This is a genomic window from Mycoplasma sp. Z386 (genome assembly GCF_054343375.1).
The window spans coordinates 1-26,773 of sequence record NZ_JBTGVC010000006.1 but is presented as its reverse complement, the minus strand read 5'-3'; the positions used below and the strand labels follow the sequence as shown (position 1 = coordinate 26,773).

Sequence of the window (26,773 nt, the reverse complement as noted above, 5' to 3'; positions counted from 1 at the left end):
CTTAAAATAACTCATATATATATATATATATATCTTAGCAAATTAAAATTTGCTAATTTTTCATTCAAATTTTATAATACAACCAAATTAAATTATATAAAAACCTTATTAAACAAATTAATAGGGTTTTTTACTATTATTAAAGGAGAATAATATGGAAAATATAGATTTTAAAAAAGAAAAAGAAAGATTAAAAGAGTTAGGTATAAAATTAGAAAATGAACAAACTTTAACTGATGAAGAATTCGTTTTTAATGTATTAACTAATAAAAAAATTGGATATAGTGAAAAAGGATTATATTTTTCATTTTTATCAGACCAAGCAAAAGAAAATAAAAATTTCATAAATAATTTATTTCAGATAACTAAAAATAACTTATTTATATTTTATGCTTCAAATAAACTAAAAAATGATAAAAACTTTATGTTGAAAGTTATAAAAAAAGATAGATGAATTTTTGATTATTGTTCAGATGAACTAAAAAACAATAAAGAATTCGTTTTAAAAATTGTTCAACAAAATGGTTTAAATCTTAAATATGTTGCTGATGATCTGAAAAATGATAAAGAAGTAGTTTGAGAAGCTGTTAAACAAATAGATTATGCATTAAATTATGCTTCAGATGAAATAAAAAATGATAAAAAATTTGTTGTAAAAGCACTTAAGCAAAATATAAGAGTTGCTAAATATATTTCCACTAGTTTAAAAAACGACAAAGAATTTGTTTTAGAAGGAATGAAAAAACTTTATTTTATGTTTGAATATGCTTCAGAAAAACTGAGAAATGACGAAGAAGTTGCTTTAGAAGGATTCAGACAAAATGGTTTTGCTTATAGATATATTTCTGATAAGTTAAAAAACGACAAAGAATTTGTTTTAAAAGTAGTTAATGTTGCTAATTTTTATGACTTTCCTGATAACTTAAAAGATAATAAAGAATTTATTTTAGAACTTGTAAAGAAAAAAGGTGAATATTTTGAACATGCTTCTGATAAGTTAAAAAACAATAAAGAATTTGTTGTTGAAGTTATTAAACATAGTTGAGAAGCTTTGGAATATGCATCAAATAAAATTAAAAAAGAATTAAAAAATAATAAAGACTTAGTGATTTTACCATCTATTAAAGATGATGCAAGAAATTTTGAACTAATTGCAAGTGAATTAAAAAACGATAAAGAATTTGTTTTACAAGCATTAGAAGTAAATCCTTATATTTTTGCTTCTATACCAGCAGAATTAAAAAATGATTTAGAAATTAAAGAATTATTTAAACAAAAAATGAAAAATATTGTATTAAATGCTTGAGAAAAATAATAAAAATATGGATAATATAGATTTTACACAAGAAAAACAAAGATTAAAAGAATTCGGTTTAAAATTAGAAAACGAAGGTGCTTTAACTGATGAAGAATTTGTTTTTAATGTCTTAACTAATGAAAAAATAGAATACAGTGAAAAAGGGTTATATTTTTCATTTTTATCTGAAGAAATTAAAGAAAATAAAAATTTCATAAATAAATTAATTAAGAAAACAAAAAATTTTTGATTTTTATTTTATGCTTCAAATAAACTAAAAAACGATAAAGAATTTGTTTTAGATTTAGTTAAATCAAGTTATGAATACAATTCTAATTACTTTAAAAACCAGAAAGAAGTTATTTTAAAAGCAGTTAAAGAAAAAAGTGGTTATTTATTACAATTTATTTTAGGTGATTTAAAAAATAACAAAGAAGTTAGTAGGAATTTAAAATACGCTTCTTATAACTTAAAAAACGACAAAAAATTTGTTTTAGAGGTTGTTAAACAAATTGGTTATGCATTAAAATATGCTTCAGAAGAATTAAAAAATGATAAAGAAGTTGTCTTAGAAGCAGTTAAACAAATTGGTTATGCATTAAAATATGCTTCAGATAATTTAAAAAACGATAAAGAATTTGTTTTAGAAGCGGTTAAAGAATCTGGTATTTCATTAGAATTTGCTTCAGATAGCTTCAAAAATGACAAAGAAATAGTTTTAGAAGCAATTAAAGAATCTGCTTGAGCATTACAATATGTTTCAGGTGAACTAAAAAATGATAGAGAAATAGTTTTAGAAGCAGTTAAAAACGTTGGTAAAAGTTTTCAATATGCCTCACATAATTTAAAGAATAATAGAGAATTTATTTTAAAAATAGTTAAAACATCAGGTCTTGCATTAAAATTTGCTAATAATTTTAATAATGATAAAGAAGTAGTACTAGAAGCAATTAAACAAGATGCTCACGCATTAAAATATGCTTGTGATAACTTCAAAAACGATAAAGAAATAGTTTTAGAAGCTGTTAAAAAAGATGGTCTTGCGTTAAAATATGCTTCTAAAGAATTAAAAGATAATAGAGAAGTTGTTTTAGAAGCTACTAAAGACTATTGAAAAGCTTTTGAATACGCTTCAGAAGAATTGAAAAAAGAATTAAAAAATAATAAAGAGTTAGTGATTTTACCTTCTATTAAAGATAATGCAACAAATTTTGAAACAATTCCAAATGAATTAAAAACCAACAAAGAATTTGTTTTACAAGCATTAGAATTAAATCCTTATATTTTCCCTTCTATACCTGTAGAGTTAAAAAACGATCTAGAAATTAAAAAATTAATTAAACAAAAATTACAAAGTATTTCACTAAATACTTATAAAAAAGAGGACTAATATGAATACTATAGATTTTAAAAAAGAAAAAGAAAGATTAAAAGAATTAGGTATACAATTAAAAAATGAAAATGCTTTAACTGATAAAGAATTTGTTTTAGAAGCAATTAAAACTAATTCCTTTTATTTTTCTTTATTATCTTCTGATATAAAAGACAATGAAGAATTCATTTTATCATCACTAGATGAATATATGGAAGCAATCTTTCTTTTTATTTCAGATAGATTAAAAAATAATAAAGAGTTTATTTTAAATTTATTAAAAAAAGATGTTTTGTCTATTGAAGTAATTCCAAATCATTTTAAAAACAATAAAGAAGTAATGTTACAAGCAGTAAAACTAAATGGAGTCAATTTATATGCTGCTTCACAAGAAATTAAGCATGATAAAGACATAATTTTAGAAGCTATTAAAAATAACGAACAAGCATTTAAATATATACCTTATTGTTTGAGAAACAATAAAGAATTTATGCTTGAATTAGTTTCAAAATATGGTTCTCATGCCTTACAATATACTTCAGATAACTTAAAAAATAATAAAGTATTTATTTTAGAAGAAGTAAAAAAACATTGATTAAATATTAAATATGCCTCAGATAAACTCAAAAATGATAAAGAAGTAATACTAGAAGCTATTAACAATAATTGATTTGCTCTTGAATATGCTTCAGATGAGTTAAAAAATGATGAAGATGTTATCAATGCAGCTATTGATAATGGAATGAAATATTTAAATCTTGCTTCAAAAAGAATAAGAAATAATAAACAAATAATTAAAAAAGCAATTACAAACAAATTCTGAATTGCGCTTGAAAATAAAAACACAATTGAAGAATTATCTAAATTTTATGAATATGCAACCATTATTTATTTTCTAGATTCAGAATTAATACATAATAAAGATTTTATGTTAGAACTAATTACATTAAATCCATTAATTTTTAACTTTGTTTTGCCTCAATTTAAAAATGATGAACATTTTATAAAAGAAGTAAAAAAGATTTGCTCAAAAAGAAAAGATTTATTAATGATTCTATTTGGAGATAATTAAAATATGGAAGAAAATCAAATTAAATTATTAACAAAATGATCTCTTAGTGGTGGAACAAAAACTTTACTAGAAGATCTTTATTTATTTTTTAAAAGACTATGAGAATTACAAGTTACAGAAGAAGATATTTTAGTTACTGAAAAAATAAAAATAGATAAAGCAAACTCAAAAATAAAATTTTATATTGAAAGAATTCCAGATAAACAACTTAAAATAAAAAACAAAAACTTTAATAATAAAAATATTTATTGAGATAATACTTTTCAAAGATATAAAATTCCATTAATTGCTTTAAAAATGATTATTGAATTAGAACAACAAGAAAAAAATGTTTCAAAATATAAAATTAATTCTAAATTATTAAAATCAATTGAAGAAAAAGAATTTAAAAATTATATAAATGATTTAATTGCTCAAAATAATGAACCAAGAGATAAGGATGATTTTTCTTTAAGATTTTGAAATACCATTATTAAAGAGCAAAATGATAAAGGAACAACAATTTTAAAAGACTTTTTAGAACAATTAAAATCTGATGATTCTATAATAAAATCAAATACAAGTGAAAAAATCGAAAAGACAGTTCAAGAAATTGATTGAATAAAAATTAATCCATTAGATGAAAAATATTGAAAATTTTTAAATTCTAAAGAGAATAAACCTAAAGATATAGAATTTAAAGAAATAAATAAAAAAGGAATCATTTCAAATTTTATTAATATAAAAGAATATTTATCATATTATTCAAAACGAAAAATAAGAATACCTATTTTTCAAAGGGATTATTCTTGAGATAAAGACAATATAATAGCACTATTAGAAATGATTTATAAGAGTAATAATTCAGATAATACAGATAAACCAGAGTTCATCAAAATCTTCTTAAATAATATAATATTAACTAGAGATGATGATGATTGTTTGAATATAATTGATGGTCAGCAAAGAAGTATAACTTTTTTCTTAATTTTAATTGCTTTTGCTAAGTTATATTCATATAAAGCAGCTAAATTAGAAAACTCAGATGATGCTAATAAAATAAATCTTTCTTTTTTAAATTTTTCAGATGAAAGTGAAGAAAATCAAAACAATTCACTTTCTGTTTTAGCAAAAATATTAGTAAAATGAACAAAAGATGAAAATAATCATATAAAAAATGCCTTTAGTTGAATTTGTGAATGAATTGAAGATAAATATAAAAATAAAGAAATAAAAGAAATTAAAAAAGTAATTGATTTTTTCCTAACTAAAATAGCATTAAATTTAACACAAATAAAACTTTCAGATTTTTTTGAAACAAGCAATATATTTAAAAATATCAATTTATACACAAAACCTTTAGAGATTTTAGATATTTTCAAAAATGATTTATATTTAAAGTTAGAACCAAAAGAAAAAGAAGAAGATAAATTTGTTGAAGATAGTATAAAAATATATGAAAATACTTGAAATTTATATTTTAGATATGAAAATAAAAAAGAAAATAAAACTATAAAAGAATTATTAGAAAAATTTCTATATTCTTTAAAAGTGTTTTATAAAATAAAATATAAACAAGAAAAAAATTCAAATAGTTTAGTTTATCAAGAAAAAATCTTTTCTGACATTTTAGATAAAATTTTAGAAAATAAAAAAAGTAATGAAAATTATTCTGAACTATTGTTGGAAATTTTATTAAAAGACTTTATCATATTTGAATTTATTATAAATAAAAAATTAGATATAGATATAAAAAAAACAGAAAATAAAAAAATATATATAGATACAATAAAAACAAACTTGCAAAATAACTCTGTTTCAAATGATAATATAAGATATACTAATTTTTTAGATCAATTAAAAGATAGTTTAAAAAATTTAAATTTTATTAGAGAACAAATAAGACATATAACAAGAAAATCAACTAAAGATATTTTTGTTTATCCTATATTCGTTATAATTAAATCTCTAAAAATATTCGATGGTAATACAGAGAATTTAAAATTAGTTAGTCAATTATTATATGAACTTGAAAAGTTATCATTAAATTGAACTTGATTCCATTTTGATAAACATTGAGGTAGAAAATATTTAATAGAATTTGCAGAGAAAATTTTGGAAATATTAGAAAATCAAGATACATCAAAAGAAGACAAAATAGAAAAATTTAAAAACGTTTTAAAAGAATTAAATCAACAGTTGCAATTTTCAGATTTCTCTTCTAAATGAACAAGTATTGTAAAAGACAGTCAAATGGAAAATGAATTCAAAAATAGAGGATGAACAGAAAATAATAATGAAAAATTTATAATTTTAAGAAGAATAATGGCACATTTTTCTAATGGATTAAAAAACACTTACAATAGTGATGCTAACAAAAATAATTTTATTAATTATGATGATGATTATTCTTATGAACACGCAATACCTCAATCTCTTTTAAAAGATAACGAAAATAATAATGATATAAATAAAAATATACAACAGCTTGGTAATGGAATTTTACTAACAAAAGTGGATAACTCTTCTTTACAAAATAATTTACAAAAAAAACAAAAAATAGCAATTAATGACTTTAGAATAAGTGATTCAAATTATAGTTTTAAAGGTTATTCAATCACCGATAAAAATAATAAAGAAGAAACAACACTACTAAGACCAGGTAAGGATATTTATTTAACTTTTTTAAATAAACCAAATGAAACTCAAGAAATTATTGAAGAACGAACCAAACAAATATTTAAAATTTATTTTGATATATTCAATGAAGAAAGTGATAATAAAGAAATAGAAAACTCACTAGATTAGTAGTGAGTTTTCTTTATTGAATTTTTAATTAGTTATTAGTTTTATAACTTTTATCCTTTATTTTTCTTTTTAAATCCTTTAAATAGCAATTATTTTTATTATAGGAAATTCGATATACTGCTTTTCAAAATAAACCTAAAGTCATTGGAATGAATAAAGCAATAATAAACATTAATATATCTAAAAATATTACTACTGCAATATTTCCGCCTTTATAAAAGAAAGGTTTAGTGAAATTTAAGAAAGTATATATAACTACTCCATCATTATATTCTTTTGCATAATATGCATATGAAGCAAAATATAAAATAAAAGCAAATAAGAAGTAACCAAAAACATATAATGAAGTATGGAATAAAAGTTTATTGTCAATAGTTAATGATTTTCTTATTAAAAATAAAGCAATAAAACCAAGAATTGGATTAATTAAATGGGTAATTAATGAAACAATGCTTCCATATACATTAGTTCAATCATTAGTATAGGAAATTAGTGCTCAGTAAATTATAAAAGTAATGGTAATTAAAGTTGTTGCTGCAAATAATCATCTTTTAATTTTAGTACTTTTTCTATTTGCTGCTAAAAGAATTAAAACTACTCCTAATAAGAAATTACTTTGATATGTAAAGTAAATTAAAGAACTTGCATTTTTAAAAATTACTTGCATTTTTATTGCTTTTCCTACCTGTGCAACTGATGGACTAAATTTTGCCATTTCAATAATTAAAAAAATTGTTGAAGTTAATAGAATAAAAAGCCCCATTATTAAAAAGGGTAAACTTTTTGAACTAATCATGTTTTTTAAATAATGTTTTTTCATTATTCTCCTTTATTTTTTAAATTTAAATTTATTTTCGTTTTTGTTAATAAGTCTTTTGATATTAGACTTATGTGAATAAATAACAAAAATATGGGAAATCAAGATTATTAATGGATTTATTCAATATAAATCTGGATATATTTTTCAGTTAAATCAAGATAACTGTCCAAGGGCAAATCAAGGAATAAAAGATAAACCTATTAAAATTAAAGGAACAAAAATTGAACCTACTGAAATATATCTTGTAAAGTATACAACTGTTATAAAAATAATTACACCAATTGCTACAATTACTAAATTATAACCAAAGAATAAACCAAGTAAGCTTGCTGCTCCTTTTCCACCTTTAAATTTAAAAAAGATTGGCCATATATGACCAATAATCACTCCTAAACCCGCTATTTGCGGAATTAAGTATTTAAGTGATGTATCATAAATTGGTGAGCTTTGAATTTGTGAATGTATTATTCAAGCAATTATGACTGTTATATAAGCTTTGAATATGTCAAAAATAAAGATTGGAAGTGCTATTTTAGCTCCATAAACTCTTAAGGCGTTTGTAGAACCTGCATTTTTAGAACCTCTATCGCGAATATCTTCTTTTCTTTTTGTCCTGCTAAAAATAATCGAAATGTTCACAGAACCAATTATATAACCGATAATTAAAGCAATAAAATTAGTTATGATGATGTTAAATGTCATTATACCTCCTTGTTATCCAATTGTAACATCTTCTTCAATATATTCATATTTTGAAAACTTGTGATTGTGACTTCCTCAAATCAAAATTGTGGAAGATATTCCAAGTTGCCCTACAAACATAATGAATATTAAAGCAATTTTACTAATGGAATTTAAATGACTTGTAATTCCTGTAGACAATCCTGTTGTTCCAAAGGCTGAAGTGATTTCAAAAAGAACATTAATAACTCCATATGTTCTTCCTGAACTTTCACTTACAGCAGTACTTATGGTTGTGTTGTCTCATGGAATTTTACCACCAAATGTATTAAATGATGTTGTTAAAAATAAAAAAACTATTAAATTAAGCAAAATTGAAATAATTAATACGACAGAAGATTGATTTACAGTTTCATCTTTTATTTTTCTTTTAAACATATGAGTGGAATTTTTTCCACGCATTTTGGAAATTAAATTTAATAAAATAATTGCAAGTGTTGTTGAACGAATTCCCCCACCTGTTGAAGAAGGTGCAGCTCCAATAAACATCAAGATAGAAAGAATTCCAAGTGATGTATCAGTTAAATTATAAAGATCAAATGTAGCATATCCTGCGCTTCTTGTAGAAAAAGAAGTAAAGATAATTGCAAAGACTTTATCAAAGTGTGTTCCATAACTATAACCTATTGTACTTGTTTTACCTCAATAAGTAGGATCGGATTGACTAAGATTTCAAAAACTAGATTGATCTTTGCTTAGAAGTTCAAAACAAAGCACGAGTGCAACCCCAATAATTGCAACAGCAAAATAAGTTACTAACGAAATTTTTGAAAATAAAGAGAATTTGTGTCTTTTTCTTTTGGTAATAAGACAATAAAAGTATTTATAAAAATCATAAACAACTGGATAACCAATTCCACCAATAATAAATAATAGTAGTAATCATACTTGTAAAAGATGATTGCTATAATAAGGCGCAAGTGAGTTATCACCAATAATATCAAATCCTGCGTTATTTAAAGCGGTTATAGAGTGAAATATCGCAAATCTTAAAGATAAATTAAAGTTATGATAAGGATTATTGAATTCTGTATCTATAGCAAAATCGCCTTTGCTATAGTAAAAAAGAAAAGTTAATCCAAAGGAAGAAATCACTAAAACAGTAAACATTATTGTTACAGAAACTAAAATTACCTTTTTAATATCTCCCATATTATTAGAACTTCTTTCTAAAGCTAGCACATCTCTTGAAAAGATTCCTAGCTTGAGTCCAAAAATATAATTAAAGATATAGACTTTAATAGCAAAAACCCCAATTCCCCCTATTAAAATCAAAATTGCAATTACAGCTTGCCCAAACATCGTTCACGTGCTATGAGTTGCTTTAGTTACAAGTCCTGTATCACTAAAAGCGGATGCTGAAGTAAATAAAGCATCTACATAGGAAACAGAACCTGGTTCTGTTTGCGAAACGTTTCAATACAATAATAATGAACCAGTAATGGTTATTATTATGTAAATAAGAAATAAGTACCTAATTTTTCCAACTTTTTTGTTGAATTTAGATCTTAAATTCCCAAGAGCATTTCACAAATGGATTCATTTAAATTTATTCAATTTTTTTGTTTTTTTTGAAAAAATTCTTTTATTGTTTCTTTTCATATTATTTTATTTTATAATAATAATTACAAAAATAGTAAAATTATTTTAATTTAAAATTACATTTAAGGAGAAAAATGAGAAAAAATAACGGAATTTGTGTAATTGGTGCTGGAAGATTTGGTCAATCTGTTATCACACAACTTTCAAAATTAAATAAAGAAGTTGTTGCAATTGATAGAGAAGAAAGAAATTTAATTTCCATAAAAGATTACACTGTAGCTAACTATGTTGCTGATGCAGCTGATTTAAAAGCTTTAGAAGCTCTTGGAGTTGGAAACATCGATACAGTCATTGTGGCTTTATCAGAAAATATTGAAATAATTGCAGCACTTTTAGAACTAAAAGTAAAAAACATTATTGCAAGAGCTAATAGTCACAGACACGCTCGCGTTTTACAAAAAATTGGTATTCAAATGATTATTAGACCAGAAGAAGAAGCAGGAGTTAGAACAGCTTTATTTGCTACAAATAAAAGCTTTATTAAATATACTAATGACTTGCAAGAATTAGGAGATGGTTATGTTGTTGGTTCTGCTGTTTTAACTGCTGATAGTTATGATGGTTTAACTTTAAAGAAAACTAATTTCACTGCATTAAACGTAATTGCAGTTATGGTTAAAAGAAAAAATAATTCTTATTTACCGGATGGAAATTTTAAATTATTAAAAGAAGATTTAATTACTTTTATTGGTAAAATCGATGATGTCACAAGAGTTTTTGAAATGATTTCAAGTCAGGAAGAAAATAAATAATTCTTAGTAATAAAAAAACCGTTTATCTGCTTAAAATAGGCATAAACGGTTTTTAATCCAAAAAATTAAGAGTTGGAATTATTTTTGGATTTAACTCTATCCATATAATCTCTAAGTGCTAATCCTACTCCATTTTGCATACAAGTTGCTGTGTAAAATTTAGTTTTTTCTCTTGTTTGATCAGTTCCATTTTCCATTGCATAGGAAAAATCACTAATTTCTAACATTGACCAGTCATTAGGGCTATCTCCGATTGTCATTGCATTTTTAACATCTTCATCATAGAGATTTTGACTAAATCATTTAGCTGCATTACCTTTGGAAGAACCAAAATTTGTGATTTCTAAATGATTTTTTCTCATAAATACAACATTAATAGGTAAGTTTTTGATTTCATTATAGATTACTAAAATGTCATTTTCATTTCCAAAAACTTCAATTTTAACAATATTTTTTTCACTTTGAGAACTATTAATAACTCGATCTCTTGAATATAAAGAATAATCATAACTATAGTTATATTCTTCTTTAGAATTAAAACTAAAATAGTTTTTATCGTTTCAAAAATTTACTTGTGCATTATATTTTTTTGCTAAATTGAAAATTTTTTCTTGTATTTCAATAGGAAAAGGATTTAAATAAATATATTTTTTTTCTTTGTTGTCGAAAATTCCTGCTCCATTTGAAGTAATTAAATATCTTATTGATAATTCATCTGCAAGATTTTGATGTCTTTCAAAAGCTGGATTTCCTGTTGAAATAACAAATTCTCCCCCGTTTTTAATAAATTTTAAAATATCATCTTTAGTTTCTGATGAAACTTTAAAGTCTCTTCCATAGATGGTTCCATCTACGTCTGAATAACAAATCATTTTCTTTATCATACTTTTCAATTATATACTTTTTATGCTTTTAAATTCAAGATATATAAAACTTTTTTATTTTTTTGAATTATTAATTATTTTTATTTTATAAGAAATTTTGGCAAAAACTTGGAAAATTGTAAAAAAAGTGTATAATTTAACATATTAATATAAAAGAAAGGAATTTATCATGAATAAACGTTCATTAAAAACTATTGCGATGAAAAAAGTATTTTTTGGCAAAAAAAATACTAATGTTTATTTATATGGTTAATTTCTGTAAAAATATTATTAATGAATTTATAATACACATAATTTTAAATTAAATATTAATAAAATCTTTATTAGAAATTAGGGTTCTGATTTTTAATAAAGATTTTATTTTTGAGAAAAAGAAAGAGAGAAAAAATGTTAAAAAAGAAATTGAGTTTAACTGCTAAAGTATTAATTTCTGCTGGAATTATTATAGGAGGTTCAACGGCTGCAATCGGTGGTGTTTTTCTGCACAGTTATCTTTCAGATGAAGTAAATGGATCTAATTCTAATTTAAGTAAAGAAGATTTAAAAAATGATTATTCAAAAATTTATGATGAAAATAGGAATTTAAAACCTATTTTAGCAATCAAAGATCCTTTAAAGAAAAAAGACATTGCATTTTTAAATGAAAATGGAACAGAATTTTGATTTAAAGAAAATCCAAAAGAAAAATACGATTTTGATACATTTTTTAAAAAATACTATCAAAAATATGAAGAAAGCTTTATTTTAGAAGTTAAATATGGTTCATTTAGTTTTTATGATGAATACGTTTTAGCAGTGCAACCAGAGCAGTTTATTGAATTTACAAAATGATTCTTCAAAAATGTATCTTGAGGGCCTGATTTAGTTACTCTTGAAAGTTTTAGATTAGTTCCGGGAGTAGAGCAAAATGGTAATGCTATTACTTTAGGTTCCCATACTACTTTAAATAAAGAAGTTAGTGAAATTAAATTTTTCCCTGATGCATTTTTCGGTTCAATGCCTTTATATTCAGAACTTTCAGGTTCAGGAAATGCTTCTGATTCTCTAACTTATTTAGCATTTAGAAATCTTGAAAATAAAAAGACAGTTGATACTTTTTTACAAAGCATACCTTTAGCAAGTGCTATTAAAAATTCAATTGCTCATAATGCTAATGATAACGCCTTTCTCTCTTTAAATATTCCTTCTAAATTAAAAGATAAAGAGTTTTTAGCGTATATAAATCGTGAAGAAGGTGAAAACGGAAGAGGAACCTTACTTTTTGATAAAGATATTAGTGAACAGCAATTTAAAGAATTACTTAAAAAGCACTCTTTAGAAAAGGAAAATATTGCTTTTTCAGCTCTTGAAAAAGTTCAAATATTAACTATTTCTTCTGAATTAAATGATAGCAATCCAATTTTAGCTTTAGGTTTAAAAGTGCTAAATTCATCTAAAAATGAAGTTGTAAACTTTAGAATGTCAGAAGGAGAAATTAGCAATAAATGACTTTTAATTTATGAATTATTAAAAGAAACTATTGATTCTCAAATTGTACACTTTTTAGATTTTTATGACGTAAAAGCATATGAAAATAAAAAACTTTATAAATTTATAAATGAAGGAAAAACCTTTTTCTATAAAAATAAAATAGAAGCATTAAATAATAATGATGCACTTAAAAACTATGCTTCTTTAAGTGATGAAATTAAAAGTAACTTAAAAGAATATACAGTTAAAAAATTAGAAGTTATTGATGGAAAATTACACATTACTTTAAGTAATAATAACCAAGATGAAACTTTAATTTATGAATCTAAAAATATGTCAGATGCTGCTCATGAACAATTTATTGAATTTAAAGAAGCAATTGGTTATCAAGGTTCAATTAATCCTATTACCATTTCATACGGTCCAGAAAATTTAGGAATAAAAGATGAAAATGGTAAAGAATTAAAAGGAATGGATTCAAGAAATTACCAAGTTTATTATGAAACTTATAATGGATTAATTGAAAAAGTAACTAAAAAATATCCACACTTATTAAAAAGACAATTTGGACCACATATACAGAAAAAACTGAATGAAAAAGGATATTATGAATATTCTCTTACTGATGGAGAATATTACGGATTACAACACACTGATAGAATCGGTTTACCTTTAGTTTTAGGTGCTACTATAGAAAACTTTAAAGGTATTTCCATTGACTTTTTAAAATACGTAACAGCCCATGAATACGGACACCACTTTACTTTAGAGCAAAATCAAGCTTTAAATAATAATGAAAATGCTTTAATTGTTGGTGGATTATCAACAAGAGGTGGAATTAACATTTCTTCATACTATTCATACAAAGGTTTAGAAAATTACTTACTTGCAAGAACTAATTTATCTATAGAAAGAGTAAACGCATTAGGAAAACCTTCTGCAAAAGGTGAATATGTAAGATTTAAATACTTACAAAAAGATGGTGTAGAACATTTAGAAACTGATGATGAAATTTGAGGAGATGCAAATCCAAAAGCAAGTATTTTTGAAGTAGCAAAAAATACCAAAAGAAGATTTTTACAAACTTTTGAAGGTCTTATGGAAGCTGCTAAAGAAAGAAAAGTTGATCTTAAAGATTTATTTTTAGCTAATTCCTTTGATGAAAATTCAGGAACTTTAAACCCATTTATTACAGGAAACACCAAAGCATTTGCTAAAAAAGAAACTGATGTTAATGGAACTAAAAAACAAGTATATAAATTAGAAGAAATTTCTCTAAAAAATATTCTTAGCGAACTTAAAGATGGTAAAGGGAAAAAACTTTCAGAAATAGTAACTTTAAATGCTGCAGAAACTGATTTTACTTTAGAAGTTGTTAAATTAGAAGAAGTGAAAGAAAACAATCAAACTATCACTTATGCAAGAGAAATTAAAATGTTTAACAATGATGGTTCTCCTGTTATTAATGTTCCTTTAAACGAACCACTTGATAAAGCTACATTAGACTTTATAACAGCAAAAACACAGGAAATTAAAACAGCGATTGAAAATGCAGTAATTAGAAGATTCTCTCAAAGTGGATGAAATGATTTAAGTTCTTCACTTGGTGGAGTTGTTTCTCCAAATCTTAGAAATGTTTTAAATGCATATGATACTGATAATATTGCAAATAACATTATTAACAGAAGTGCAAATGATGAACTAAATCCTGAATACAACGTAGTAACAGCTGAAAATAACCCAAGAAAAGCAAAAGAATACTTTGCTTTAAATAGTTCAGATTCACTTGCAAACCAAATTAAAGACACTTTAAAAGGAGCAAAAGCTTTTGTTGATTTAATTAATTCAAATCGTGGTTATGAAGGACAATTAACCAATGTTTTAAGTTTTGTTACTAAAAATGGAGACAATTATTCCGGTGATGTTCGTTTCACTTTCCCGAATGTAGCAAGAGCAGAATCAAGATTTTTAACAAGTGTTTATACAAGTAATATTGAATCTAACTTAAAAAACACTCTTGAACGATTTGAACTTAATCTTGAAGGAAAATTACAAGTTAATCCTTTAATGGTTTTTGCAAGAGAAGGAACAAGAATTTTAGGTTCAACCAATATATTACAAAGTGCTGATTTTGTCTTTATAAACGATCAAAATAAAGTATCAGATCACGTTGCTATCAATGATGCTTTTACTAAAAATAATGATGCTGAATTAGCTAAATTAATAACAAAAATTGGATTTAATACTAAAGATAACATTTTTGATGACAAAAGAAACGGAATTTCCCTTTATGAAGCATTCAATTCTTCATTAGAAAAACTAAACATTTCTACAACTGCAACTGAATATAATACTGTTGTATTTAATAACTTTAAAAACTTCTTTGAATTTGCTTCATTAGATTATTCCAAAGCAACTTTAGTTTCTGTAACTAAAGATGTTGCAACAGGCAAAGAAAGTGCAGTATTTAACTGAAATATTGATTATGTTAAAACTAAATTTGATCTAAATAAATTTAAAGAAGAATTACTAAAAAGTTCTGCTGAAAGTGCTAAAACAAAAGAAATGATTCAAAATGGCGATGATCAAGTAATTGCTAATGAAATGATGTTTAGATTTAGAAAAAGTCATTACTTTTTAGCAATTAAAGACTTTAATCCACTAACTGAATTAGAACAAAATAAAGCTATTTTTTCAGAAAAATACGGAATTTCCTTTTTAAGTTCTTCATTTAAAACGGGTCTTGTTTATGATTTAAGTAAATATTCAAAAGATGAACAATATATAAAATATGATGCAAATAAATTGCAAACAATTTTAAAAGAATACGTTACTAAAATTTTAGGTAAACAAGAAAATATTGATCAAATATTAGCTAATGTTAATTCTCAAGATTTATATTTACTTGTAGGAAATATTATAACTTGAAATAACAATGGGCTAATCAATCAAATAACTTTAGGTGATGTCATCTTTAATGAATTCAATAGCGGGCAACCAAGTTCTGATGTTCTTAACTATAATCTTTCCAGAGTTGAAGCATCTATTGGTGATAAATTTACAGATTATATTTACAACATTGCTGAAACTTTAACAAGAGATTATGTACAAACAACTTATGTTCCAAGTTTTAAAGATTTTGGTAATCTACCTGGATATTTGAGTAATTTAAATGAAGCAACTACTGGTTTAGACTATATTGTCGATGCAACTAAATTAAAAATTTGAAATGACAGAAAAAATAATTTTAACAACTCTTCTTCAAGTATTACTCAAGCTGGGAGATCATTAAAATTCGAAGAATATTTACCAAAAACAAAAGATACTTATGTTGAAATTTCAAATCAAATAGATAGATTAAAAGATTTGGCTAAGTCTTTTGTAGAACAAATTTTAATAATAGCAACAACTTACACAGGAGATAAAGAAGAAGAAGGTAAAAAATTAATAGAAAAATTAAGAGAACAAATTAACAAAATTAATGAGCAAAATAGTGACTTAACAAATAAAAGATTCAAAAAAGTTATTGACATTAAAAACAAAGTTTATGGTTCATACATTTCTAGAACTACCTTCTCACCAAGAAATGAAGATAGAACTTCTTCTTATTTTGGAAGATTCATTACAAGAAATAATGGATATTTCAAAGATACAGTTGAAAAAGAAAAAATTGGTTTAGAGTTATATGATGAAAATAGAAATGAAATAGTGGATGATTCAATTAGATTAAAAGACTTTGATGGAAATAAAATTAATACAAGAGCAAAAGCATTCTTTGTCTCTCAAATTTTAAACTACGGAGTAGGAAGTAGAAACATTTCAGGATTATTTAGAAATAAAGAAAAAGATGCTGTTGTTCTTTATGGTTTTGTAAAAAATGAAAAAGCAAATAAAATCAAAAAAATTAGATTTACTGATGTTATTACAAAAGAAATTAAATATCTAGATGTTAATTTTAAAGATACAAATAATTTATTTTATTTATCAAAACAAGGAGATGAAAGTTCTAAAGTTACTTTATCTGACTTAGGTTATTCTTCATGAGTTTCAGACTATGCAATTATGGCTAAATATCGTGATACCTTGCTAAAACCAAAACACAAATACTTTGTGGAATTTGTTGATGAAAATAACGAATTTGTCGAAGAATTAGCACTTGGTGATTTAGAAGTAATTTCTGAAAACGGAAAAACCGATACACAATCTTCAATAAAAATTTACAAAGATAAAACAAAAGAAAATAAAGCAATAATAGATATTGACTTCCAGTTCAATATAACAGGATAATAAAGGAGAAATATGAGAAAAAAAATTAAGAAGAACCTATTAATTTCTGGTTTAGTTTTATCATCAACTTTAAGTTTATCTATTATTTCTTGTTCAACAAATAATGAAAATCAACATTCTTCAACAGTAAGTAAGAAAAATTACGACTTTGGTTTAGCAACTGAACCAATTAACAACTTAAACTACATTAGATATAAATCAATGGACAAAATTTTACCTGCTTTAATTGATCCTTTTGTTAAATCAGGGCCCACTTCTAGTTTAAAGTCAATTATTCGTGTTAATGATTTTAATATGGTTATGATTGATACAAGTAATACTAAAGATGCTAATGGTAATGATTCTAATAATTTCAATGATTTCTTTAAAAATAAAGGAGAATTAGAGCAAACTGATGGTTATGGAAGAGTTACTGGATCATTTTTAAGATTAGCTGACTTTGGGTTTGTTGGTGGTCTTGGTAAAGGATCTTTAGGTGATTTAAGAAGAGGAGCATCAATTTATGGTTTTAGAAGTCCTAAAAACTCAAATAACTATTTTGCTTTTACAGGATCTTTAAACAATAAACAAAATTTATGAAGTAATAACGATGTTATAAATGCTCAAGATTTAAGAGATTATCTAGAATATATTTTAGACTTAAACACCGGTTCACAAAGACTAGATCAAGTTAAAAAATATGGTTTTAGAAGTGCTGAAAGATTTATTAATGCTCAAAAAGACTATTTACAAAAGTTTAATGAGAATTATAAAAATCCTTGAGGTCGTAGAAAATACATTTTAAATGATAAAAAAGAGTGAATTCAAGATCCAAATCAAAAAGTTTGAGAATCTCAAATCAAAAACGAAAATGGCGAACCTTTAGATACAAAAGAAATTGAAGAAATTAAAGCAGCAGCTCTTGATTTTGGATTTTACACAGGTCAATTATTTTTAGATTATACTAACGAAGAAATTGAAAAAAACTTAGAACATAATCCTTCTTTCTTTATTCCAAATAAAGATAAAAAAGATAATCAAACTTTTAAAATTTTAGTAGATGCAAATGCAACTAAAGAAGCAGATAAGTTTAAAACAGTGACTTTAGTAGCGAATCCTTTTGTTAATCCTTATCAAGAATTTTCACTTTCAGATAACAAAATAAAAACTAAATATAATCAAATTGCAAATAGTGAAAACAGTTTTACTGCAATTTTTGATGAAAATAAAACTCCCAACTTAAGTTATTTACTTCAAAATATTTTTATGAATTTATATCCAGCAAATAGAAAATATATTGAAACTGTTGCTGGTGGAATTGATAAATTCGGTTCAGATACTAAACAATTTTTAACAAGCGGACCTTTCAATATGAATAAAGATGATATTATTTTAGGACCACAAGGACAAATAGTTTTAGAAAAAAATAAAGACTATTATGATGCTAAAAATACCATTACTAACAAAATAAAAATTTATTTTTCAACCGATAGAAATACTAATGCAACCTTTTTTGAAGATGGTTATGTTTCACAAACATACATTCCAGCTTCCAAAATTAATAAGTATTGATCAAATGAAGAATATAAACAATATTTAAATAAAAATCAAGGTTATGGAACAATCGCTTTTGGATTTAACTTAGATAATGAAACAAATGCATCTAGTTACATTCAAGATCAAGATTTAAGAAATGCAATTTATTATGCTGTAAATAGAGAAGATGCAATTAAATTTGTTGGTTGAGATTTCTCTTTCCCTGTAAATACTTGAACTTCATATGGACAATACAGAACTTTTGATGGAAAAAATATTGAAACCTACTTTAGTGATTTAAATTCAAAAGCTAAAAACAAAAAAGAATTTAACCTTTTAAATTATGACTTTTTAGTGCATTTATCAAAAGGTTACACCTTTGAAAAAACTGTTAGAGGCGATCTTGCTTATGACGTTAATACAGCAAAATACTATATAGAACGTTTCAAAGCAAAACATCCAAATCTACAAAAAGTGTACTTAACATTTTTAAATAACTCATCAGATGAACAGAAAAAAGCAGGTTTATTTTTAAAAGAATCTTTAAACAAAGCTTTCAATGGTTATGTGGATTTAGAAATTAAAAGTCTTCCTGAAAACACCTTTGCTTCCTTTATAGAAGAAGGTAAATATGACATAATTTATCAAAATTATGACAAAATTGGTGGAAGTGGTGCTCAAGATTATGTTTCTGTATTCTTCTTTACTGATGAAATTGATTCTATATCACAAAAAAATATTGCTTTCAAAGACAATCCGGTTGGTTCATATACTTATGCAGAATACATAGCTGATTTAGTGTTAGAAAAATCCGATTATAAAGGAAATAACAGGGAAAAAATTACACAAGCTTTAAATGTATATCTTCAAAAAATTCAACAATATATTAATAATAACATTAGTGAAGAATTTAATAAACTAAACAATAAAGATTCCATTAGCAATTTAGAAATTTCTAGTTTTAGTAATAAATATGCAGAACAAGTTGCTAAAGAGTTAGAAAAATCAGAACATAAAAGTGTTTATAATGTTAAATTTACTAAAAATGCTTTAGAATATTTTTTAACTAGAAACCAAAACATTAAATATGGAAGATTAAAAAGAATGTACATTAATTTAATTACTAATGAAATGACAGTTGAACAAATAGCTAAGTTAACTAACGATACAAAAACTAGACTTGCTTTTAATCAAAGTATTGATATTTCTAAAGTTAAATTTGATTTTTGAAACAAATTTATAGAACTTGCTTTACAAACAAATACAGAAAATAGAAGCACTTATTCAGATAGAATTGCTGCATTCTTTTCAGGAAACTTTACAACCGATGAACTACATCAAGGATGAACACAAGAATATGTTTATGTTTTCATAGGAGAATTAGAAAAAATAATAAGAGATGGTGCTTTTGTAGTTCCGCTAATGGAAGTTGATACTAACTGAGAAATTACCAAAATTGCAGGAGTTAGTTCACTATACACCTTTGCTTTACAATATGCTTATGACTATACTAATCCACCAATTGCTGGATTACCAAGAAAGAGAGACTAAAATATGGAATTTATAAAGAAAAAAGAAAATAATAAAACTGTTTATTATGATGATAATTTAGTTTATTTTACTCACAGTAGAAATAAAAAACTAACATTAAAAGATAAACTTTTAGCAATTGATTCTCCTTTTTTAAAAACTTTATGAAGATTTTTAAAAATCATATTAGAGTTTTTTATCATTGGTTTAATAGTTATAACAATCACTTTCTTTTTAATAAACGCTGTTCCAGGTTCTAATACTTTAACAGCAGGACTTGATGAATCAGCAAGAAAAACAGTTGAAATTAAATATGGACTCAATTTACCAATTTGACAAAGATATTTCAATTATTTAGGTGGAATTTTTAAAGGTGATTTTGGAATTTCACTTTCACTGTTCCCAGGTCAAGAAATAAATTCCTTTATTTGAGAAAGATTCTATAAATCCTTTTTAGTTGGTATTTTTTCAGTCTTTCTAACTGTTTCTATTGGTATTTCTATAGGAATTTGAGTTGGAAAAAATCCAGGAGGAATTTTAGATAATGTTTCAACCATATTAGTAAGTATTTTCTCTTCTGTTCCTTCAATTATCTTTGCATTAATTTTAGTATTTTTAGGAAGACTAGTTCATTTACCTTACATCTTTGATCACAAAGATTTATTAACATACGTCTTACCAGGACTTGCATTATCGCTTGGAAGCATTATTGTTTATATCAAATACATAAGAACTGAACTTAATAGGGAATTAAATTCAGTGCATGCAAAATTTGCTTATTTAAAAGGGTTATCTAAAAGTCGTTTTGTGTGAAAACACGCACTAAAACCTTCTTTATTCCCAATTGCAACATTCTTCCCTGCTGTTATTTTCGGTTCATTTATTGGAAGTGTGTTTATCGAACAAATCTTCTTTATTTCTGGTTCTGGAGCAACTTTACTACAAGCCATTCAAACTAAAGATTATAATGTTATTTTATTCTTGATTATTATTTTCTCTTTCTTAACAATTATTTCTTATGCTACTCGTGATATTTTATACGAAGTAATTGATCCAAGAATAAGAAGAAAGGGAGCGTAGAATGTCGCTTTTTAGTAAAATTAAACAAAAAATCAATAATAAAAATAATAAAGTAAAAGAAATGGATCAAATTGATAGAGAGTCATTAAAAATGGCTCCCAATCCAGTTTTAAAACCATTTGAATATAAAGCTTGAAAACTTATTGGAAAAGCTTTTGAATATCACACAGATTCACAATTAAAACCACAAACTAAAAAATTTAAAGAATTTGTTTATCGTTATTCTAACAACTCATCTGGAGTTTTAGGATTTATGATTATTTTTATCTTAATCATCTTAGCTCTTATTTTACCTTTTACCACATTAGATCCTAATTTTAGTGATGTTAATAATAGATCATTAACCTTTAATCAAACAGATTCAGAAGGAATTTACCACTTTTTTGGAACAGATAATCTTGGAAGAGATTACTGAGCAAGATTATGACATGGTTTAAGATATTCTCTATTATTAGCTCTTGTTGTAACTTTTATTGAAGTTATAATAGGATTAACTTTTGGAATAATGATGGGACAATTTGACAAATTTGATAAGTTTCTAACTTTTGTAATTAAGATTTTATCTGTTGTTCCAACAATCTTAATCTTAATTTTAATTACTATTGTTGCTAAACCTACTTTTTGAGTTATTGCACTTTCACTTTCTTTAACTTCATGAACAGGAATGGCAAACCAAATTAGAGCTCAAGTAAAAAGAGCAAAAAACTTTGAATGAGTTTCAGCTTCTAAAGTTTTAGGAACTCCTACTTATAAAATATTATTAAATTATATACCAGTGATTTTACCAATTTTAATTACACAACTTGTATTTACAATTCCTGGAGTTGTTTTATCAGAAACTTCATTATCATTCATTGGTCTTGCTATTGAAGATATTCCAACACTAGGAAACTTAATATCCGATGGTCAAAAAGATTTCCCTAATTATTTAAGATATGTTTTTGTACCTTCAACATTCTTAATTTTAATTACCACAAGTGTGCAATTAATTGGTTCAAGTATTCAAGACTCTTTAAGAAGACAAAGATAGGAAAAACAGTATGCAAAAGAATTTAAAAATCCTTCGTTCAAGATTAAAAAGAAAGAAAAATAAACTTAAAAGAAAAGTAAAATTATTCTTTAAAAACAAAAAAAATAAGAGTCAATTTGATTTTAATAAAATCTCTAAAAATGTAAAATATCAATCTTTTAAAGATGGTAAACAACTTAAAATTGCTGCTGAAATTAATAATATTCACCTATCATTTTTAAACCCTGCAAGACCCGGAGAAAAAAATAAGGTTTTAAGAGGAACTTCACTAAAAATTTATGAAGGAAAAGTTCATGCAATCATTGGTGAATCTGGTTCTGGTAAATCAGTAATCACATCCTTATTATACGGATTACCAGGAAATAACGCTGTTATTGATTCAGGTGAAATCAAACTATACAACAACAATGTTGAAAAATTCTCTCTTAAAGACTGAGAAAAATCTCACTTTAGAGGCAGAATTGTTTCAGCTGTGTTTCAAAACCCAATGTCTACTTTAAACCCAACTATGAAAGTTGGAGCACAAATTATGGAAGGTATGCTTTTAAATAAAATTGTTAAAAACAAAAAAGAAGCCTACCAAAGAGCTGTCGAGTTCTTAAAATTAACAAAAATTAATGATCCAGAAGCAGTTATGAAATTATATCCACACGAAATGTCAGGTGGAATGGTGCAAAGAGTTGTAATTGCTGCTATTGTTGCACTTGAACCTAAAATTTTAGTAATGGATGAACCAACAACCGCACTGGATCCAACAGTACAAGCGCTTGTGCTTGATGTTATCAAAAACTTACAAGAAAAACTAAAATTAGCAATTGTCTTTATAACTCACGATCTAGGTGTTGTTGCTTCCATTGCTGATTATATTTCTATTATGTATGCAGGTCAAATTATTGAAGAAGGACTTGCCACAGAAATTCTTAAATACCCACAACATCCTTATACTTGAGGATTAATTCTCAGTATGCCTGATTTAAACAAAGGAGAAAGACTTGCTACTATTCGTGGAAGCGTTCCTTCTAATTTAAACAATATTAAAGGAGATGCTTTTGCAATTAGAAATGATTATGCTTTAGCAAGAGACTTTGAAGTAGAACCTGATTTTTACTTTGTTTCTGAAACTCATAGAGTTAAATCAGCACTTTTAGACAAAAATGCTCCAAAATACAATCCACCAAAAACTATTTTAAAAATATGAAAGGATTTTTTAAATGAAAACAAACAACAATCATAGTGAATCAGTATATACCATTAAGAAAAACCCTTTTGTAAAATCTAAAGTAGTTAGAAAGAATTTAAAAGGATTAGAAGATATGTTATCTCCAAAACATAACGAAGAAATCCTTTTAAAAATGCGTAATGTTGACATTACTTACGGAAGTGGTTCTAAAGCATTTCGTGCTGTTTCAGACATAAATTTAAACATTTATAAAGGTGAAGTACTTGGACTTGTAGGTGAATCTGGTTCTGGTAAAAGTACAATCGGAAAATCTTTAGTAGGTCTTGTTCCTTATTCTTTTGGACAAATTACTTTATTAGATAAAGTTTTACCTAAAAAAATGCAAAAAGGATTGAAAGTAGGTAAAGCTTTAAAAAACTATAAAGAAATAGAAAACTTTTTAGTTAATAAAGTACAAATGATCTTTCAAGATCCAGCTAATTCCTTAAATCCCCACGTCACTGTTGAAAAAGTAGTGTCAGAAGGATTAATCAATGCTAAAAACGCTAAAGAAATTTACTTACTTAACTTCGATCAAGATGTTAAAAAAGAAATTTATGCTTTATTAAAATCTAAAAATTCTGCTTCTTTAAAAGAATATTTACTTTTTGAAAAAGAATTAGATTTAAACATTTTAGAAAATTCATCTTTAGCTTTTGATTTTCTTTATAACCAATTAGCTACTAAATTAAATAACAATAACGATCTTGAAGTTTTAGAAAAACTTAATTTTTATAAAACAGAAAGAGAAGAGAAAAACAAAATTTCAGAAAAAGATGCAAGAAGTGAACTTGTTAAAGAAATTTTAAAATCAGTAGGACTTGATGACTCTGTTTTACCAAGATACCCATTAGAGTTTAGTGGTGGACAACAACAAAGAATTGGAATTTCAAGAGCTGTAGTTTTACGACCACAATTACTTGTAGCAGATGAACCAATTTCTGCTTTAGACGTTTCGATTCAAGCACAAGTTGTTAATATCTTTAACGACTTAAAAGATAAATATAATTTAACCATTCTTTTCATTGCTCATGATTTAAGAATGGTAGAGTATATCTCTGACCGTATTGCTGTAATGAATAAAGGTAGAATTCTTGAAATTGGTAAAACCGAAGAAATAATGAATAAATCATTACACCCTTATACCAAAAGTTTATTAGATGCTGTTCCTTCAATTGAAGGTAAAAAAGGAAGTCTAATAGGATATGTATATGATATTAATATGCATAATTATTCTGAAACTAATCAACCAGAATGAATTAAAATAAATGACGATCACTATGTTCTTGGAACAGAAGAAGAGATCGAAAATTGAAAAAAAGGAATATATTAAAATATGAAACAACAACAAAATAAAAAGAAGAAATTACTTTTATTAAGTGCTCTAACAACCATTTCTTCTTTACCTGTTCTTTCTTTTTTATCATGTAATGTTGAAAAAAAAGAACCAGTAAAAGAAAATGAAGAACTATCTAATAAGAAAAATGAAGAAAAGTTAAAATTAGATATTTTATCAGAAGAAGATAAATTAAAATTTACTAAAAAAATAGAAGATTCAAAAACAATTGATGAATTAAATGAAATTTCAAATGAAATTCAAAATAAAATTTCTGAAATCACAGAAGAATTTTATAAAAATCTAAGAACTGATATTGATGAAAAAATTTCTGACATTATAAAGAAAAATGAATTAACAATCAATTCTTTATCCAATAAAGATAATTATTCAAAATTAAAAGAAATTGAAAAAGAAATTAAAGAATACTTGCAAGGTTTAAAATCAGAAATAGAAACAAAATGAATATCCATTTTAAGTGAACAAGAACAAAAAACTAAAAAAGAAGAATTAACTTCTTTAACAAATGAAGAAAAAATAATAGATTTCAGAACAAAACTAATTGCTACAATTGATAAAGAAAACGAAAATACTAAATATCCAGAAAAAAAATCAGAATTTACTAATAAAATTAATTCTTTTAAATTAGAAAAAAGAAAAACTAAATGAAAAGAAGATTTAACTAAAATTAAAAAATATTCAGAAACTTTTGATTTTGAAATTTTATTAAATGAAGAATATGAAAAAGATTTATTAGAATTTAAAGAAAGAAATGAAATTTTATTTAGTTTATTTTTAGATTTTTTACAAAATGATTCAGATAAAGATATCTATAAAGCAAAAATTTCTAATTCTTCAACAGGCGAAGAAATATCTAAAGTAATAGAACAAATTAAATCTTCATTAACAAAAACAGATGAAGCAGTTATTAATAAATTTAAAGAATTAGTTTCTACTTGAATTGAAACAATAGATAAAGAATCTATTAAAAAAACATTAAAAACAGAAAAAGAAAAAGCTACAACTTTTGAAAAATTAGATTTACTCTTAAATAAAGTTATTGAAGAATATCAAATAGAGTTAATTAGTGTAAAAAATACAGTTAATTCTAGATTAAAAACATTAAATAGATATGATTCTGAAAAATCAAAAGAATTTGAAACAGAATCTCAAAAAATAGCAAAAGATAAAAAACAATTAAGTGTTCTGGCTCAAAATATCTTAATTGAATTTAAAAAATATAAACCATATATTGAATTACAAAAATATTCTAACGAAGAAGAAAGTAGCAAATTTCCCGATAAAAAAGAAATTAAAGAATTATTTTACTATAGTGCCAAAAAATATCCAAATGGTTTCTTTTCAATATCTCCAAGACCATCTACTAAAGTCACAACTTCTACAGAATTCAAAAAAGGCGAGTACAAAGTAGAAACATATAGAACTGGAAAAATAAAAGAATATATTAATTCTGGATTACCAGTTATGGATAGAACTTATACATTAACTAGTGAAGATAAAGCAATAAAAAATAAAATTTTTGAATTAAAAAGTAAAATATTAGATGAATTTTATACATTAAATTCTAATTTTTTAGGTTCAAAAGAATACTTTTTAAAAACAGATATATCCATTGGATTGAAGGTAAAAATTTCAAGATTACTTTATACAATAGATAAAGCATTAATTGATGGATATTTTTATTCAGAAGTTTATGAAGCTTTAAGTGGAGAAACATTAGATGGTGAAGTTCTTAAGAAATCAAAAGATAGAAAAGCTGAATTAGAAAAAAATATTCCTGCTGATTTATCAGAATTAAAATCAGAATACGAAGGTACTAAAAAACTAAATCCTTAATAAAAGATAATCGCATTCAATGCGATTATTTTATTTAATTCAATAATTAAACATAAAATTACTATCACTTGAGAACAGGACATTATTCAAAATTTATTAAAATTTGAAAGACCTGACAAGTA

General features: G+C 24.6%; 16 protein-coding genes. 12 read left to right on the top strand and 4 right to left on the bottom strand.

The genetic code is table 4. The features are described 5' to 3' along the window. Positions 1-154: 154 nt before the first annotated feature. From ACXX85_RS01360 to ACXX85_RS01345, 4 genes are read left to right on the top strand one after another with little or no spacing between them, the layout of a single operon-like run. Positions 155-1,315: a DUF4116 domain-containing protein gene (locus ACXX85_RS01360; protein WP_436359199.1), complete on the top strand. Its 1,161-nt coding sequence runs from the start codon at positions 155-157 to the stop codon at positions 1,313-1,315. 7 nt (positions 1,316-1,322) lie between these two features. After that, positions 1,323-2,687, top strand: a complete 1,365-nt coding sequence (locus ACXX85_RS01355; protein ID WP_458560426.1) for a DUF4116 domain-containing protein — start codon at positions 1,323-1,325, stop codon at positions 2,685-2,687. 1 nt (position 2,688) lies between these two features. Next, complete coding sequence (locus tag ACXX85_RS01350) at positions 2,689-3,741, top strand: DUF4116 domain-containing protein (protein WP_458560425.1); 1,053 nt, start codon at positions 2,689-2,691, stop codon at positions 3,739-3,741. Positions 3,742-3,744: 3 nt separating this feature from the next. Next, positions 3,745-6,528 carry a DUF262 domain-containing protein gene (locus tag ACXX85_RS01345; protein ID WP_458560424.1) on the top strand — a complete coding sequence of 928 codons (2,784 nt, stop codon included), beginning with the start codon at positions 3,745-3,747 and terminating at the stop codon, positions 6,526-6,528. Positions 6,529-6,556: 28 nt separating this feature from the next. Here ACXX85_RS01345 and ACXX85_RS01340 read toward each other — a convergent pair whose 3' ends face one another. From ACXX85_RS01340 to ACXX85_RS01330, 3 genes are read right to left on the bottom strand one after another with little or no spacing between them, the layout of a single operon-like run. Then, on the bottom strand, positions 6,557-7,348 hold the full coding sequence (locus ACXX85_RS01340; protein WP_458560423.1) for an MAGa3780 family membrane protein: 792 nt from the start codon (positions 7,346-7,348) through the stop codon (positions 6,557-6,559). Positions 7,349-7,357: 9 nt separating this feature from the next. Continuing rightward, positions 7,358-8,050 carry a glycerol-3-phosphate 1-O-acyltransferase PlsY gene (gene plsY, locus ACXX85_RS01335; protein WP_458560422.1) on the bottom strand — a complete coding sequence of 231 codons (693 nt, stop codon included), beginning with the start codon at positions 8,048-8,050 and terminating at the stop codon, positions 7,358-7,360. 12 nt (positions 8,051-8,062) lie between these two features. Next, entirely contained in the window at positions 8,063-9,691 is a 1,629-nt protein-coding gene (locus tag ACXX85_RS01330; protein WP_458557548.1) for a potassium transporter TrkG, read from the bottom strand. A 74-nt stretch (positions 9,692-9,765) separates the two neighbouring features. Here ACXX85_RS01330 and ACXX85_RS01325 point away from each other — a divergent pair, with 74 nt between their 5' ends. Next, entirely contained in the window at positions 9,766-10,443 is a 678-nt protein-coding gene (locus tag ACXX85_RS01325) for a potassium channel family protein (protein ID WP_458560421.1), read from the top strand. 65 nt (positions 10,444-10,508) lie between these two features. Here ACXX85_RS01325 and ACXX85_RS01320 read toward each other — a convergent pair whose 3' ends face one another. Beyond that, positions 10,509-11,327, bottom strand: coding sequence for a Cof-type HAD-IIB family hydrolase (locus tag ACXX85_RS01320; protein WP_458560420.1), 819 nt, complete (start codon positions 11,325-11,327; stop codon positions 10,509-10,511). Between the two features lie 387 nt (positions 11,328-11,714). On the opposite strand from ACXX85_RS01320, the gene ACXX85_RS01315 reads away from it, so the two are divergent. Genes ACXX85_RS01315 through ACXX85_RS01285 form a run of 7 tightly spaced genes read left to right on the top strand, consistent with a single transcriptional unit; the run spans position 11,715 to position 26,651 of the window. Beyond that, entirely contained in the window at positions 11,715-17,084 is a 5,370-nt protein-coding gene (locus ACXX85_RS01315) for a PDxFFG protein (protein ID WP_458560419.1), read from the top strand. 12 nt (positions 17,085-17,096) lie between these two features. Further along, positions 17,097-20,150 carry an ABC transporter substrate-binding protein gene (locus ACXX85_RS01310; protein WP_458560418.1) on the top strand — a complete coding sequence of 1,018 codons (3,054 nt, stop codon included), beginning with the start codon at positions 17,097-17,099 and terminating at the stop codon, positions 20,148-20,150. Positions 20,151-20,153: 3 nt separating this feature from the next. Then, on the top strand, positions 20,154-21,209 hold the full coding sequence (locus ACXX85_RS01305) for an ABC transporter permease (protein WP_458559544.1): 1,056 nt from the start codon (positions 20,154-20,156) through the stop codon (positions 21,207-21,209). 1 nt (position 21,210) lies between these two features. After that, positions 21,211-22,239 carry an ABC transporter permease gene (locus ACXX85_RS01300; protein ID WP_458560417.1) on the top strand — a complete coding sequence of 343 codons (1,029 nt, stop codon included), beginning with the start codon at positions 21,211-21,213 and terminating at the stop codon, positions 22,237-22,239. A gap of 10 nt (positions 22,240-22,249) precedes the next feature. Further along, a complete protein-coding gene (locus ACXX85_RS01295) occupies positions 22,250-23,473 on the top strand; it encodes an ABC transporter ATP-binding protein (RefSeq protein ID WP_458560416.1) in 1,224 nt (407 codons plus the stop codon). Beyond that, positions 23,451-24,791, top strand: a complete 1,341-nt coding sequence (locus ACXX85_RS01290) for an ABC transporter ATP-binding protein (protein ID WP_458560415.1) — start codon at positions 23,451-23,453, stop codon at positions 24,789-24,791. Before ACXX85_RS01295 ends, ACXX85_RS01290 begins: the two co-directional genes overlap by 23 nt. A gap of 3 nt (positions 24,792-24,794) precedes the next feature. Further along, the gene (locus ACXX85_RS01285) at positions 24,795-26,651 is read left to right on the top strand and encodes a hypothetical protein (RefSeq protein WP_436359175.1); all 1,857 of its coding nucleotides are present in this window, start codon (positions 24,795-24,797) and stop codon (positions 26,649-26,651) included. Positions 26,652-26,773 lie beyond the last annotated feature (122 nt).